Below are 15,945 nucleotides of genomic sequence, written 5' to 3' on the forward strand. Positions count from 1 at the left end.
TACCTAACTTCCTGCCATTCAGTAAAACTGAAATTTCACCCATTGGCAAGGTGTCACAAGAATCCCGGAGCACCGGGTCAGTCGGTGTACCGACAGCGGTGTGGGTGCACGGGCCGGCCGCCGCGCCCCTTCACGCTGTCGGTTCGGGGTCTGCCGGAGGAGCCGGTCAGTCGAACCCCACGCCGCGCTGCGCCAGGAACGGCTGCGGGTCGATGGCGGTGCCGTTGACCCGCACCTCGAAATGCAGGTGGCAGCCTGTGGAGGCGCCGGTGCTGCCGACGCTCGCGATGACCTGCCCGGCGATGACCGTTTCGCCCACACTCACGACGGTCTGGCCCTCGGCCAGGTGTGCGTAGCCGGTGGCGGCTCCGCTGCCGTGCTCGATCAGGATCCAATTGCCGTAGGTGCCCAGGCGTTCGGACGCCGTCACGACCCCGGCGCTCGCCGCGTAGACGGCCGCCCCGCACGCCGCGGCGATATCGGTGCCGCGGTGGAAGTCGCTCACCTCAGGGAGTGGGCGATCGGGCCGGGGACCGTAGCCGTCCGAGCGGGATCCGATCGCGGGCGCGGCCCAGCCCTGGGCGCTCAGCTGACCTCGGAGCCGGCCGCTGAAATTGTCGGTGGCGGCTACTGGCGACGGGTCAGGCAGCGGAGTCAGGGAGAGGGCGACCGGTGTGCTCGCGGCGAGATCGGCCACCTCGGCGGCGGCCGCGTCGAGTTGCTGCTGAGCGTCTTCCATGGCGATGCGGGTGGCGGCGAGCGGGATGGCCTCAAGGGTCGTCCGCAGTACGGCGTCCTGGTCCTGCAGGGCCTTCTCGCGCTTGGTCTCGGCGTCAACGCGAGCATGCACTTCGTCGAGGCTGGCCGTGAGCCGGTCCAGGGTGTCGATTGTGGCGAGTCCGGCGAGCAGATCGCTGCCTGTCCGGTCACCGGCGAGCAGCACGTCGACGACCTCTGGGCCCGACTGTTGCAGGTTTGCGCGCACGAGCGTGGCCAGTGCCCGGCGGGATGCTTCAGCCATCGCGGTAGCGGCGGCGCCGAGGTTGCGCACGAGGTCGGCCTGCCGGGCTGCGGCGTCGTAGTCGGCCCTGGTCGTTGCGTAGGCGAGTTTCGCGGCGTCATACGTGCTCTGGGCGCGGCTGTGCCGACTCAAAGCAGCACTGTAGGAGGCCGCGTGTTGGGCTCGGGCACGCTCAGCGGATGCCTGTTCGATGGCACGAAGGCGCCCGGTCGAGGCAGTGGCCTTCGCTGCGGCTGCCCGCGAGGCGGCGGCCTGCGCGGCGGACGCCTCGGCTGCGCCGGCTCTTTGCACGGCGGAGCGGTCGACCGTCGGAGCCGCGCCGGCCGTCGCGGGGGGAACGGCCGGTGGCGGCTCCGGTGTGGGGGTGGACGTGGTCGGCGGCGTCGACGACGGGGTGGGTGTCGGCGTAGCATCCGGAACGGTCGGCGTAGCCGTGGGAGCTGGCGTCGGCTCCGGGGTCGGAGTGGGAGTGGGAGCTGGCGTCGGCTCCGGGGTCGGAGCGGGAGCTGGGGTCGGCTCCGGGGTCACAGTGGGAGCGGGCGCTGGGAAAGGCTCCGGTGTGGGGGAGGGTTCCGGCGGCGTGGGATTGGCCGGCTCCGTGCTGGTCGGTTCTGTGCTGGTCCGTGCGGGGTTGGGCGCGCCCGGTGGCGTGGGGGTTGCTGTGGGTCCGGTTGGCACTTCGGGCACGGCCGTGGGCGTCGCATCCATCACGGTTTCTGCCCCTGAGACCGGCGCCGGGTCGTCGGCCTGAGCCTGGGCCGGTTGCGGGACGCCGACGAGCGCCAGTGCGACGATCACGATCGACGCGAGGGTAAGAGTTGGACGACGACCTACAGGCGCAGGCGGTCGACGGGTGGTTCGATGAGCTCTCGGGGTGACGTTCATGAGCCAGGGCGATCCGTTTTCGTGGGATGGACGAACAGGTCGACAGCGTCGGCGGGTGTCATCATGGCATGGGCCCCGGGGGCAGACAAGCGGTGACGGCACCCCGTGCTTGTGATCGCGGCGCGCATGTCAGGCCTCGATTCGCACGCGGCGGAGGAAGGAATCGACCACCTTTCCGGCCTCCCGGAGCGACTCCCGTGCGGGCAGGTCCGCGTGCGGGTGGGTGGCTCCCACCACGGGGCGCGTGGCGCGTCGATGCTGGTCGTGCAGCATCAGCAAAGCCGCGAGCACATAGGAAAGTTCACCGTCGGCCGTGGCTTGCAGGAGTCTGACCTGCGCGGCGCGCAGAATGCCGCCGGGCGCGCAACCCAGCTCCCGATCGAGAGCCTGGCGGAAGCTCTCGTAGGCTTGGAGCCCCTCGGCGGGCCGGCCGGCCTGTTCCAGACCCAGGACGAGGGCAGTCCAGGCATGCTCGTTGAGCGGGTCGTCGACCAGCGCCAGGTGCGCCCAGCCCACGGCCTCCTCCGCGAGGCAGAGCGCGGACGCCGACTCGGCGGCCATGATCCGGGCTGCGCTCACGCGGGCCGAGTGCAGGGCGCGCTCCTCGGCGGCCCAGAGAGGGAGGAGCTCGTCGCCGAGTAGGGGGGCGGTCGCCAGTGTCAGTGCCTCGCGCAGCATCGGCAGCCCCGTGGCTGCGTCGGACTGCTGAGCGTGCCGATACAGGGTGTCGAACCGATCAAGATCGAGTTCGACGAGTGACCGTTCGATCACATACCCGCCGTTGACGGTCTGCAGCGGACCGGTTCGGCTGCTTCCGGGTTGAAGGTGACGGCGCAACACGCAGACGTAGCTCTCCAACGTCGGCAGTGCCTCAGCCGGCGGATGTCCGTCCCAGAGGAGTGCGATCAGGCGTTCCTTGGAGAGGGGCCTCCCGAGTTGCAGTAGAAGGAGCTCCAGGATCTGACGGGGCTTGGTTCCGCCTAGATCGTGGGCGGAGAGACGTGTGCCGCTTCGGTCTATTCGGAGGGTGCCGAGAATTCGAATCGTGAGAGGTGTGGGGGTGGCTGGTTGTAGTTGTAGTTGTTCGCTTGATGGCCCGGGTGAGCCATGGGTAGTTTCCATGACGGCCTCCAATGATGGATTGGGTCCCATCGTGATCACACCGACGGGGGGCGGAAAGCCGCAGGTGGGGGAGCGGCCGGTCCCCAAAATTAGGGGTATCGAATCCTTGCAATCATGCAGTCCGTCCACGCCCGAGTCGACCGAGAAATTCTCAAGAATTCCACAAGGTGGCCGTCACACCCTTACAACTCCCATCACTTTCAAGAGGCAGGTGTGTCATGAAACTTCCCGAGAGCAAGAACGGCGCCGGCAACGACGGATCTAGAGGATTCACTCGGAGAGGCCGGCCGTCGGGCCAGAGCCCCGACGCATCCGGAGCCCGCGCAGTCTCCCGATCGATGCGGGCGCTGGCGGTGGGAACAGCACTGGCGCTGTTCGCCACTCTCGGGCTGCCCGCCACGGCGATGACAGCTGCCGCGGCCCCCGTTGGCCAGGGATTCACGGTCACCGCCGCCGATCTGGCGTACATCCTGAAGCAGATCAAGATTTCTGAAGCCCACGTCGCCAACACCACCTCGGCCACCGGGCTCTGCGGCGCTCTCGTCGGAACGGGGCCCAACCAGATTCCGGATGCCCTGACGGCCTACGGACTCCGCACAGTGGACGGTTCCTGCAACAACCTGATCCCCGGGAGAGAGGCCTTCGGCGCCGCGGACGAACTGTTCACGCGGCTGACCACCCCGGTCTTCAGTGCGGCGGAAGCCAACCCGCCCCTCTTCGGGCCTCCGGCAGCGTCGACTTACGGGTCGACGGCCGGCACCGTCTTCGACAGTCAGCCGCGCTCGATCAGCAACCTGATCGTGGACCAGACCGCGACCAACCCGGCGGCGGTCGCCGCGGCCGGCACGCCCGTGCGCACCCAGGGCAACCTCGGGATCGTGCCGTGCACCACCGACCCGCAGCCGCTGGCCGACCCCGTCGTCGTGGGCGTACCCGCGGGCTGCGTGCCCAGCGGAGACACCCTGTTCATCCCCAACGTCACGACCGACGTGGGCCTGTCGCCGCCGTACAACTCGCTGTTTACCCTGTTCGGTCAGTTCTTCGACCACGGGGTCGACCAGACGGTCAAGGGCGGCGGAACGGTCTTCGTGCCGCTCAACGTGGACGACCCGCTGCGCACCAAGGGACCGGACGGCATCGTCGGAAACGGTGACGAGGTGCCGGCCAACCAGGCCTTCATGGTGCTGACCCGAGGTCAGAACCAGCCCGGCGCCGACGGCCTCCTGGGCACCGCCGACGATGTGCGCAACGCGAAAAACACCGACTCGCCGTTCGTCGACCAGTCTCAGACCTACACGTCCCACGCTTCCCACCAGCTCTTCCTGCGGGAATACGTGAACAACGTCGACGGTAAACCGGTCTCCACCGGCAAGCTCCTCGGCGGGCCGGCCGGGCCCACCGCCGGCGGCATGTCCACCTGGGCCACGGTCAAGACGCAGGCCCGAAACCTTCTCGGCCTCGCCCTGTCGGACCAGGACGTCACCAATGTCCCCCTGATGGCGGTCGACCCCTACGGCAAGTTCATTCCCGGCCCGGTCAGCGGACTCCCGCAGTATGCGACAGCGACCGGCCTGGTCGAGGGCAACCTCGCTGTGCCCGTGCCGGTTCCGGCCAACGTGCTGCACTTCAGCACTCCCTTTTTGACTGATATCGCACACAACGCGGAGCCCAAGGTGGGCCTCCTGCCCGATGAAGACGCCACGGCTTCGGCGGACTTCGCCAGCCAGCCGGCGGGCACCTATGACAACGAAATGCTGGACCTGCACTTCGCGGCCGGTGACGGACGCGTGAACGAGAACATCGGACTCACTGCCATCCATCAGGTCTTCCACTCCGAGCACGACCGCCTGGCCGTGGAGTTCAAGACCACTCTCACCAACGACACGTCGGCCAAGGGTGTTGCGGCGCTGGCGGAATGGAAGCTGGCGTCCGGCGCGGACGGCTGGAACGGTGAACGCCTGTTCCAGGCTGCCCGGTTTGTGACCGAAATGGAGTACCAGCACCTGGTGTTCGAGGAATTCGGACGCAAGGTCCAGCCGGCCATCCAGCCCTTCCTCTCCTACAACACCGACGTCAACCCGGCCGTCACGGCGGAGTTCGCCCACGCGGTCTACCGCTTCGGACACTCGATGCTGACCGAGACGATCTCGCGCACGAACCCCGACGGATCCGACAACTCCATCTCGCTGCTGGAGGGTTTCCTGAACCCGCCCTCCTACACCGACGGCGGCAGTGCGGGCGCTCTCACCTCCGAGCAGGCGGCCGGCAGCGTCATCATGGGCATGAGCGACCAGGTCGGCAACGAACTCGATGAGTTCGTGACCGACACCCTCCGGAGCAACCTGCTGGGCCTGCCTCTGGACCTCGCGGCGATCAACATGACCCGTGCCCGGTCGGAGGGCGTCCCTCCGCTGAACGAGGTGCGGCGCCAGATCAATGACGCTACGAGCGACGGTCAGCTGACCCCGTACACAAGCTGGGCAGATTTCGGGCAGAACATCAAACACCCGGAATCGCTGACCAACTTCGTTGCGGCTTACGGCACCTATCCGACCATCACCGCCGAAACGACGCTGGCCGGCAAACGGGCAGCGGCCACCGCGATCGTCGACCCGGGCCCGGGCATCTCACCCACCGCTGACGCGCTGAACTTCATGAACAGCGCCGGGCCCTGGGCAGGCCAGGAGACCGGCCTCAACAAAGTCGACCTCTGGGTCGGTGGACTCGCCGAGAAGACGAACCTCTTCGGCGGCCTGCTCGGCAGCACGTTCAACTACGTGTTCGAGAATCAGATGACCGACCTGCAGAATGGCGACCGCCTGTACTACCTGGTGCGCACACCCGGCATGAACCTGAGGGCGCAGCTCGAGGGCAACTCGTTCGCCGAGATGATCATGCGCAACACGGATGCGCACACCCTCAAAGCGGATGCCTTCGCCACGGCCGACTGCAAGTTCCAGCTGGGCAATCTGGCCGGTACGTCGGCCGGCTACCTCGCATCCGGACCGACCGTGACCGACGATCCGGCATCCGAGTGCAACGAGGGAGCGCTGCTCCTGCGCAAGCCGGACGGCACGATCCAGTACAAGGCGATCAACACGGAGGACCCGTCCGGGATCAACGGGCAGGCCGTCTACAACGGCACCGCCGGGGTGGACCGGGTCGCCGCCGGAAACGACAACGACACCGTCCTCGGCAACGACGGTGACGACGTGATCGACGGCCAGGGTGGCGACGACGTCGTCCTGGGCGGCGCGGGTAACGACCGGATCACCGACTCCGCCGGTAACGACGTGCCGAAGGGCGGTCCCGGCAACGACTACATCAATGCCGGAATCGGCCTCGACATCCTGATGCCGGGTGACGGCTCCGACTTCAGCCTCGGCGGCGCCAATGACAACGAGACATTCGCCGGCGAAGGCAACGACTTCGCACATGCGGGTGACGGTGCCGACGTCGTATTCGGTGACAGCGGCGACGACTGGATCCAAGGTGGTTCGGGCATCGACCTGCTCATCGGTGACCACGGGGCGCCGTTCTTCGACGACCCGGCCCAGACGAAGCCCGGCAACGACGTGTTCGTCGGCCAGGCCGGTGCGAACGACTACGACGCCGAGGGTGGCGACGACGTGATGACGTCGAACGCGACCATCGACCGGTATGCGGGGGCGGCCGGGTTCGACTGGGTGATCCACCAGTACGACACGGTTCCGGCCGACGACGACATGATGATCAACAACAATCTGGTGGGCGTGCCGCTCCCGGTCGTGGTCAACCGCGACCGGTGGCAGGAAGCGGAGGCCAACTCCGGCTCCCGGTTCAATGACATCCTCCGAGGCGACGACGCAGTGCCCAGCACCGTTGGTGGTGCCGGCTTCAGTGGCTGCGACGTGCTCGACCAGACCGGCATCGACCGTATCAGCGGGCTGGGAACGATTCTTCCGGTGCCGACCACCCCACTCGGCCCCGTGGAGGAGGCATCCGCGATGGGTGCCTGCCCGCTCGAGGGTCCGGTCTGGGGCGACGGCAACATCCTCCTCGGCGGTCTCGGTGGTGACACCGTTGAGGGTCGTGGCGGCAACGACGTCATCGACGGTGACCGGTACCTGCGGGTGCGGATCAGCGTTCGGGACGCGGCCGGCGCAGAGATCGGCAGCACCGAGCTCATGGAACGTCCTTACCAGACCGGCAACACGCGCACCCTGGCAGCGGATGTCGCATCCGGCGTCATCGATCCCGGCAACTTGGTCGTGGTGCGGGAGGTCGTCTCTCCGACCGCGGTCGAGACCGCCGGCCAGATCGACTCGGCGGTGTTCTCCGACGTGGCCGCGAACTACACCGTGACGACCGTCGGAGGAGCACTCGGCTCTCCCGGTGCCGTCACGACCGTGGCACACAACGGGGGTGGCCAGAACGGCACAGACACCGTGCGCAACGTGGAACGCCTGCTGTTCTCCGACAGCGTGCTCCCCGGCGTTCCCGCCATCGGCATCGCGGTCGCCGGCAACGCGCAGGCCACGGTGAACTGGACCGCATCCGCTGTCGGCATCCCCACCGGCTTCCTGGTGCGGGTGCTCGACTCGGCCGGCGTCGCGGTCGGTGTCGACCGGGTGGTTGTGGCCGGTCAGACCAGCCTGATCGTGACCGGGCTGACCAACGGCTCCAGCTACACCTTCCAGGTCGCGGCGACCAACGAGCTGGGCACGAGTGCCTTCTCGGCTCCGTCCAACGCGGTGACACCTCTCGTGCCGCCGGCCGTGGCAGGAGCGCCCACCATCGGAACCCCCACAGCGGGCGTCGCCTCAGCGACCGTCAACTGGACCGCCCCCGCCCCCAACGGCGAACCGGAGATCACCGGATACTCGGTGCGGGTGTTCTCCGGAACCACACTGGTGCGTACCCAGGCTGTCACCGGAAACGTCGGAACGGTCGTGGTGACCGAGCTGACCAACGCAACGGCCTACACGTTCGACGTGGCGGCGGTCAACGCGGCGGGAACCGGCGCCTCCTCGGCTCGCTCCGCGGCGGTGACTCCGCGAGCGGAGTTCGTCGCTCCCACCGTTACGGCACGCACTCCGGTCTCGGGCGCCCGTGCCGTCAGCCAGACCGCGAATCTGAACGCAACGTTCAGTGAACCGGTCACGGGAGTCAACGGCGCGACGTTCGTGCTCCGGCTCGGCACCGCGGTGATCCCTGCCGCGGTGACCTACAACGCGGAGACCTGGGTGGCGACTCTGAACCCAAACGCCACGCTGATCGCCGACGGCACCTACACGGCCACCCTCTCGGGAATCACGGACCTGGCGGGCAACCCGATGGTGGACAGCTCGTGGACCTTCATCACCGGCCCGGCCCCGACCATCGACTCGATGAGTCCCGCACCGGGTGCCACCGGGGTTGCGCTCAACCGGGACGTGGTCGTGAAGTTCACTGAGGCCGTCACTGGCGTCTCCGCCACGACGGTTCGGATCACCCGGGTCTCGGACGGCTCCGTGATCGCCGGCACGATCACGCTGTCGAATGCCGACCGACGAGTGACGATCAACCCGACCGCCACGCTGCTCGCGAACACCCGGTACCGCGTCACCATCACCGGGGGCACGGGCGACATTCGGGACCTGGCCGGCAACCCGTTCGCCACCCGCACCTGGGTGTTCACGACCCGCTAGGCACCATCCCCTCAACCGGCCGGCGAAGCATCCACTGGTCGCCGGCCGGTTGTTCCCTACCTTCTCGCATTCACCCTCCACCCCCACCCGCAGGGAGAGCTCATGACCACACGCAGGGAAGTCCTGCAGTTGGGTGCCGTCGGTGCCCTCGGAATCGTCGGTACGAAAGGAGGCTCGGACACCCCGTCCGTGCCCGCCGTTCCCCTCCAAACCAGCAGCCTCCTGGCACCGCAGAACATGCCCGTTCCCTACGCTGGCGTCTTCCGACGCCCGCCGGAGCTGCTGCCCTTCGAAACGGGTTTCGACGACGGGGATCCGTCGCGGCCCTACGAACGCTTCGCTCTCACCCAGAAACTCGGTCAGGCCCAGCTGGTGCCCGGCCTCTTCACCACGATCGCCGGCTACAACGGGATCTTCCCCGGACCGACCATCCGCGCCCGTCAGGGCACCCGCACCGAGGTGCGCATACGCAACGGGCTCCCGCAGGGCGGTCTCCTGCATCCGGGCGCTTTCCGCACGGTCACCCACCTGCACGGTTCCGCGTCGCTGCCGCAGCACGACGGTTATGCCAGCGATTTCACGGCGCCCGGCAACGTCAAGAACTATCGGTACCCCAACTGGCAGACCGCCCGCTCGCTCTGGTACCACGACCACAACCAGCACGTCACGGCCCAGAACGTGTACTCGGGAATGGCCGGTTTCTACCCGCTCTCCGACAGGTTCGAGCAGGCCCAACTGCCGCAGGGCGAATTCGACGTGCCCCTGATGGTGTCGGATGCGATGTTCAAGGCCGACGGGTCTCTTGGCTACAACGACAACGACCATAAGGGACTGTGGGGCGACGTCATCCTGGTCAACGGGGTGCCCTGGCCGACGATGAAGGTCAAGCCCCGGATCTATCGGTTCCGCATGCTCGTGGCGTCGATTTCCCGCTCCTACCGCCCCACTCTGTCGACGCGCGACCCCGTCTACATCGTCGGTACGGATGCGGGAATGGTGCCCGTCGTTCAGGCGGTCCAGTCCTGGCGTCAGGGCACGGCCGAACGGTACGAAGTCCTGATCGATTTCCGAAAGTACCGCACCGCGCAGCTGATCGAACTCCGCAATCTCAGCAATAAGAACAACGTCGACTTCGCCAATACCAACAAGATCATGCGGTTCGAGGTGGTGGCTGATTCCGGCCCCGCGTCGCTGAATACCATCCCCGCCACACTGGACGACGGGGGAGCCCTGAACCCGACCCGTGGCGGCGTGGCCACGATGAGTCTCCAGCCGGCGATGGCGAAGGCCAAACGGAGCCTCACGGTGGATCGAACCGGTGGTGAGTGGGCGATCAACGGCGTGACCTGGGCGGACGTCGAGAAATCGGGGTTCTCAAAACTGTTCGCCAACCCGCAGCCCTACGACATCGAGGAGTGGACGCTGATCAACGCGTCTGGCGGTTGGTTCCATCCGCTCCACGTGCACCTGGTCGACGTAAAAATCACCGGCCGCAACACGAACCGCGGTAAGCCCTTCGCATGGGAGAACGGTCCCAAGGACGTCGTCTACCTGGGCGAGAACGAATCCGTCACGGTGCTGACGCAGTTCGACACCGGCCCAGGCTCGGGCGGACGCTACATGATCCACTGCCACAATCTGGTCCACGAGGACCACGACATGATGGTGCAGTTCTCCGTCGGTGACTGGCGCATCAACGACCCGGTGACGTCTGATCCGCCCGTGCCGGACGCGACGCCGCTCGACGCATTTCCGCCGGCCTATCGGCCGGAATTTCCGGCGGGGACCTGACGTGTTCCCGGCGCTCCGACCGGCCGCGGTCGTGCTCCTGGTCCTCGGGTTGACCGGTTGCACGGCCGTGGCCGAACCTCGCCCGGCGAGCTCGGCGGGGGTCGCCGCGGGGGTCGCCGCGGCGGTGGCCGGCGAGGCAGGGTCCGATCTGGGGAACGGGCGGCCCACGGTGACATTCGACGGGCTGCTGGTGCGACGGCGGGTTGTGGTGGCCATCCGTTCTCAGGACGCGGCTGACCTGTCCGTGCTGCGCGGTCGACTGGCACGCGCGGGCGCCCGCCTCCGGCTGCCCCTGTTGGACGTGTCGCCCACCGTGCTCGATGCCGACGTGCTGGAGCAGCTCGGACCCCAGCTGATCGTGGCACTGCCCGAGGGAGGAACAGTCGGCGACGCGGGGACGATCCTCGACCTGGTCTCCTCGTCCGGCGGTGCGCTCCCCGCGGGTGTCCAGTTCCATATTGCGCCGGTTCTGGTGCACGACCTCCGATTGACCGTGCGCACCGACGAACCGGTTGCGCTCCAGGAGGCGATCGACCGGGAGGGCATCCTGGCGGACGCACTCGGCGACTATCGCACGAGCTCCGGCAACGGTGAATTGCGTATCGACTACACCGGTCCGCTGCTCAGCGACGACCTGATCCGGTCGATTCGTGTGGGGATCGCCGGTCCGGCCCGCGCTGGGGCCGACGACGTCTCGGTATCCCCACGTTCGACCGAGGGCATCGGGGTGCAGATGGAAACCGAGCCGGTGCCCGGTGCCGTACCGACGCCGTCGGTCCACGGACATACGGGTTAGGCCCGGTCGATCGCGGCGACGATGAGGGTTCCGTGGCCACCTCTGGACGAGATCTCCAGCGTTCCGCCGGTCACCCGGATGGTGTCCCGAATGATTCGCAGACCGACGTGCCCGTCTGGGGCCTGGGCGTCCGGATCGAAACCACGGCCGTCATCGCGGATGCACAGCCGGATGCGCTCGGCATCCTGCGTCACGGTGAGTTCGAGCCGGTGTGCCCGGGCGTGCTTCATTGCGTTCGTCAGCGCCTCCCGGGCCACCCGGTAGAGGATGGCCGATCGATCCCGGTCGAGGTCCAGGCGCTCCGGAAGGGAGAGACCGACCTCGATCCCCTGCTCGGTGAGCGGGTCGGCCAGGCGACGCAGGCCCTCGATCAGGCCCAGTCGCTCCAGGTCGGGTGGATACAGTTCACCGGTCATCTCTCGCAGGGTGCTCACATTGCGTTGCAGGATCAGGCGGGCGCGGACGATCAGGGCGCTTCGTGCGTCGGATCCGTGCTTGTCCTCGGCTTCCAAAGCATAGGAGAGCCCGGCCAGGTCCTGGATGACCTCGTCGTGCAGGTCGCGCGCGATCCGTCGGCGTTCCAGGTCCGATGCCCGGATCGCGTGCTGCAGCAGCTGTCGTCTCGCCGCCTGGTCAACCTGGATTCTGCGGGCAAGGCGAATCGCGGGCGGCAGCTGCGCCAGTTGCAGCACCATGAGGGACAGTAGGAAGGCGGGGGTCATGCTGAGGAGGAGACTCGCCTGTTCCTCGTGCACGGTCTGATCATCGAAGTAGGCCTCGATGATCAGCGGGCGCCCGGCGGCATCCACGGCCCGCACGTAGATCTCCACCAGCTCGCCCGAATCGGCCTCGTAGTCGTTGTCCAGGCCCTCCTGCCGTTCGAGGGAGGCCCGCTCGGCGCCGCCGGCCAGCAGTGCGCCGCTCCAGCCGGGGAGTTCGAAGGTGCGCCCGATCAGTGACGGCACGTCGGAATAGAGCACGCGGCCCTGCGCGTCCCACACCTTCACGCGCACGATCGACCGGTCGGCCAGCCAGGGGGCGACCCGGATGTCGAGCAGCTTCAGTGCCGCCGGGTCGCCGGCGATGGCCTGGTCCGTGATCAGCGGCCCCACCGTGTAGTCGGCCAGGTGATGGGTGATCACGGTGGCATCGTCCAGGGTGTGGCTCTCCGCCTGCGCCCGAATCCACAGTGAGACGGGAATGGACACCGCGATGAGCACGGTCAGGCCGATCAGGAGAAAGCGGAACACGGCAGAGCGCACCTCGGACTTCTCCGCCGCTGTGGCGCCGGCGGGATGGCGGAAATCCCAGGCCCGGATGGCCGGCCTAGACATCCGTGCCCGTCGGTCTAGACACGCTCGCGAACCATTACGAGCCCGAGTCGGGTCGCGCTGACGACCGCCTCGAGCTGGGAATGGGCCTCAAGCTTCGCGAGGATGGACTTCACGTAGCCGCGGCAGGTGTTTTCGGAGATGCCGAGCGCCAGTGCATTGGCCTTCACGTCGTTGCCCTCGGCCATTAACTGCAGCACGTCGAGTTCGCGCCGGGTGAGCGACGTGACCGCCAGGTCGTTATCCTGCAGCCGCCGCCTGGCGCTGAGCTGTGCCACGAGGGAGGGATGCACCGAAAAGGTGCCGTTCCGCGCGTGCCGAAGGGTGTCCAGCAGGCCGGCGAGGGAACCGTCCTTGGGAAGGAAGGCACACACGCCGATGATGGCGGCCTGCTCGATGGCCTCCGGAGTCGGGTCGCCGGTCAGGATCACGATTCGGGTGGAGGGAGCCTGGGCCAGGATGCGTGCGGCCGCGGCCAGGCCGCTTCCATCGGGCAAGTGGTAGTCCATGACGATCAGGTCGGGGGCCAGGGTCGCGCTCAGCTCGATCGCTTTGCGTACGTTGCCGGCTGTGCCGACCGTGAACAGGTCAAGTTCACGGTCGAGGGCGCCGATCAGGAGTTCGGTGAAGGTGGTGTGGTCGTCGACGATGAGGACGCGGATCATGATTCTCCGATAGTTCCAAAGCTGATATCTGTGTCGTGGGGAGCTCGGGTGCCCCGCGTGTCCAGGAGATCAGGCCCTCATTATGCGCGCGACCGCGCCTGCCGTCCAGAGAACGCGGTGCCCCCTTTAGTGGGGGTAGCTGGGAACCCCGCACCGTGCCGTGAACGCACGCGGAGCGCGGCAGCGCACCGGATCAGGCGAGAGGCCCCGTCAGGCGTTCCGCGGCATCCCGCACCGCGCCCGTCGCCACGAGACCCACGATGGCTTCGATCTCGGGGGAGAGGAACCGGTCGTGGCCGGGGCCGTCGGCCACCGTGCGCACGAGGTCCCGCACCGCACCGATGGCCGGGCCGGGAACCAGTGGCGCGCGCAGGTCGAGTGAGCGTGCTGCCGTCATCACCTCGATCGCGAGCACCCGGCCCAGTCCGTCGATCGAGTGGCGCAGCTTGCGGGCGGCCGCCCAACCCATCGATACATGGTCCTCCTGCATGGCCGACGACGGGATCGAGTCAACGGATGCCGGCACCGCCAGCCGCTTGAGCTCGGACACGATCCCGGCGGCGGTGTACTGGGCGATCATCAGCCCCGAATCGACGCCGACCTCCTGCGCCAAGAACGGCGGCAGCCCCTTGTTGCGGGAGGCGTCGAGGTGCCGGTCGGTGCGTCGTTCGCTCATGCTGGCGACGTCCGCCGCGACGATGGCGAGGAAGTCGAGCACGTAGCCCACCGGGGCGCCGTGGAAGTTGCCGTTGGACTGTACCCGGCCGTCGAGCGTGACCACCGGATTGTCCACCGCGCTGGCCAGCTCGTGGCTCGCGACCGAGGCGGCATGGTCCATCGTGTCCCGAGCGGCGCCGTGCACCTGCGGGGCACAGCGCATCGAGTAGGCGTCCTGCACGGTGGGGTCGTCGGGGCCGGCGTGGCTGGCGAGCAGGGGAGAACCGGCCAGCAGTCTGCGCAGATTGGCCGCGCTCTGCGCCTGGCCGAGCTGTGGGCGGAGGGCCTGCAGGTCGGCGGCGTAGGCGGCATCCGTGCCGAGTAGAGCCTCGACGCTCATGGCCGCGGCCACGTCGGCGGTCGTGAGCAGGCGGGACAGGTCGGCCAGGGCGAGCACGAGCATCCCGAGCATGCCGTCGGTGCCGTTGATCAGGGCGAGCCCCTCCTTCTCGGCGAGCACGACCGGGGTGATGCCGGCCGCGGCCAGGGCGGAGGCGCCGCCCATCAGGGTGCCCGCCGCATCCCGCACCCGGCCCTCACCCATCACGGCCAGGGCACAGTGCGCGAGCGGCGCCAGATCACCCGAACAGCCAAGCGAGCCGTATTCGTGCACGACGGGGGTGATGCCGGCGTTGAGAAGGGCCGCGTAGGTCTCGGCGACGACGGGCCGCACGCCGGTGCGTCCGGTCATCAGGGTCGACAGGCGCAGCAGCATCAGGGCGCGCACGACCTCGCGCTCGACCTCGGGGCCGCTGCCGGCGGCGTGTGAGCGCACGAGGCTCGCCTGCAGCTGGGCGCGGCGGTCGCTCTCGATGAACGTCGTCGCGAGCGCGCCGAAACCTGTCGAGATGCCGTAGTGCGGGTGCACGTCCTGCGCGAGTCCGTCGATGATGCGGCGGGTCGCGGCGACGCCATCAAGGGCATCCGTTGCCAGCACGACGGGTGCGTCGCGGCGGGCCACAGCGGTGACGTCGGAGAACAGGAGGGGGCCGGTGCCCACGGTGACGGATGCGCTCGCGAGGTTCATACTCCGATTCGACACCAGCCGGGAGGCGAGCACGACGGGTTTAGGCTGGGTAGTGTCCGGGATACCGGACAGTTGATCCGTGCGGGTCACGGTCCGGCGTTCACCGTCCGAGATTCACGGGAAGAGAGGCACATGACCGCGTCGAAGGTTCCGGCGGCACACGGCACGTTGCGCATCCTCTCGCATCTGGCGACGCAGCGCGGCCCGGTGCCGGCGTCCCAGATCGCGACGGCCCTCGGCTTGCCCCGCTCGACCGTCTATGACCTGCTCGCGGTGCTCACCGGTCAAGGCTTCGTGATGCACGTGCCCGAGGAGCAGCGCTACGGCCTTGGCGTGGCCGCCTTCGAGCTGAGCTCGGGCTTCTCCCGGCAGCAGCCCTTGTCTCAGCTCGGCCGTCCGCTCGTCGCCGCACTCGTCGATCGGCTCGGCGAGAGCGCGCATCTCGTCGTGCTGCACGGGCGCGACGTGATCTACCTCGTTGAGGAGCGCGCGCCCCGGCGCCCGTCCCTGGTGACGGATGTCGGCGTGCGCCTCCCCAGCCACCTCACCGCGAGTGGGCGCGCCCTGCTCGCCGCGCTGCCGGCAGCCCAGCTGCGGGCGCTGTACCCCAACGCCGCCGCCTTCGCCACGCGTGACGGCCGGGGACCCCGCACCGGCACCGAACTGCGGCATCTGCTCGAGCAGGTGCGCCGGGACGGGTACGCCCTGGAAGACGGCGAGATCACCGAGGGCATGGCATCCGTCGCCGTGGCCGTGCGCGACCACGCGGGCTGGCCGGCGGCAGGCATCGCCGTCACGTTCCGGCGCGAGCGCATCCCCGAGGCGGAGTGGCCGGAGCTCGCCGCCCAGCTCGGCGGCACCGCCGCCGAACTCTCCCGGCGCATCCGCGGCACGTAGCCCCGGCGCGCTCGCCGCGCTCGC

Annotated in this window: 10 protein-coding genes; 5 read left to right on the top strand and 5 right to left on the bottom strand. The window is 68.3% G+C overall.

The window, feature by feature from the left end; translation table 11 throughout:
• Window positions 1-166: 166 nt before the first annotated feature.
• On the bottom strand, window positions 167-1,153 hold the full coding sequence (locus E3O65_RS16820; RefSeq protein ID WP_166785793.1) for a M23 family metallopeptidase: 987 nt from the start codon (window positions 1,151-1,153) through the stop codon (window positions 167-169).
• 58 nt (window positions 1,154-1,211) lie between these two features.
• Between E3O65_RS16820 and E3O65_RS17455 the strand changes: the two genes are divergently transcribed.
• Window positions 1,212-1,772, top strand: a complete 561-nt coding sequence (locus tag E3O65_RS17455; protein ID WP_166785794.1) for a hypothetical protein — start codon at window positions 1,212-1,214, stop codon at window positions 1,770-1,772.
• A 263-nt stretch (window positions 1,773-2,035) separates the two neighbouring features.
• On the opposite strand, the gene E3O65_RS15660 is transcribed toward E3O65_RS17455, so the two are convergent.
• A complete protein-coding gene (locus E3O65_RS15660) occupies window positions 2,036-3,028 on the bottom strand; it encodes an AfsR/SARP family transcriptional regulator (RefSeq protein WP_134364657.1) in 993 nt (330 codons plus the stop codon).
• 218 nt (window positions 3,029-3,246) lie between these two features.
• Between E3O65_RS15660 and E3O65_RS15665 the strand changes: the two genes are divergently transcribed.
• The 3 genes from E3O65_RS15665 (at window position 3,247) to E3O65_RS15675 (ending at window position 11,284) form a co-directional block, all read left to right on the top strand.
• A complete protein-coding gene (locus tag E3O65_RS15665; RefSeq protein ID WP_241985742.1) occupies window positions 3,247-8,697 on the top strand; it encodes a peroxidase family protein in 5,451 nt (1,816 codons plus the stop codon).
• A gap of 102 nt (window positions 8,698-8,799) precedes the next feature.
• Window positions 8,800-10,488: a multicopper oxidase family protein gene (locus tag E3O65_RS15670; RefSeq protein ID WP_134364658.1), complete on the top strand. Its 1,689-nt coding sequence runs from the start codon at window positions 8,800-8,802 to the stop codon at window positions 10,486-10,488.
• A gap of 1 nt (window position 10,489) precedes the next feature.
• Window positions 10,490-11,284 (top strand): hypothetical protein, encoded by a 795-nt coding sequence (locus E3O65_RS15675; protein WP_134364659.1) that lies wholly within the window; start codon window positions 10,490-10,492, stop codon window positions 11,282-11,284.
• Here E3O65_RS15675 and E3O65_RS15680 read toward each other — a convergent pair.
• The 3 genes from E3O65_RS15680 to hutH form a co-directional block, all read right to left on the bottom strand.
• Window positions 11,281-12,618, bottom strand: coding sequence for a sensor histidine kinase (locus E3O65_RS15680; protein WP_134364660.1), 1,338 nt, complete (start codon window positions 12,616-12,618; stop codon window positions 11,281-11,283). The genes E3O65_RS15675 and E3O65_RS15680 overlap by 4 nt on opposite strands.
• Before the next feature lie 14 nt (window positions 12,619-12,632).
• Window positions 12,633-13,280, bottom strand: coding sequence for a response regulator (locus E3O65_RS15685; RefSeq protein WP_134364661.1), 648 nt, complete (start codon window positions 13,278-13,280; stop codon window positions 12,633-12,635).
• A gap of 193 nt (window positions 13,281-13,473) precedes the next feature.
• A complete protein-coding gene (gene hutH, locus E3O65_RS15690; protein ID WP_134364662.1) occupies window positions 13,474-15,024 on the bottom strand; it encodes a histidine ammonia-lyase in 1,551 nt (516 codons plus the stop codon).
• A 132-nt stretch (window positions 15,025-15,156) separates the two neighbouring features.
• Between hutH and E3O65_RS15695 the strand changes: the two genes are divergently transcribed.
• Window positions 15,157-15,921 carry an IclR family transcriptional regulator gene (locus E3O65_RS15695; RefSeq protein WP_134364663.1) on the top strand — a complete coding sequence of 255 codons (765 nt, stop codon included), beginning with the start codon at window positions 15,157-15,159 and terminating at the stop codon, window positions 15,919-15,921.
• Window positions 15,922-15,945 lie beyond the last annotated feature (24 nt).

It is taken from the genome of Cryobacterium breve (assembly GCF_004402375.1).
Taxonomy (GTDB): Bacteria; Actinomycetota; Actinomycetes; order Actinomycetales; family Microbacteriaceae; genus Cryobacterium; species Cryobacterium breve.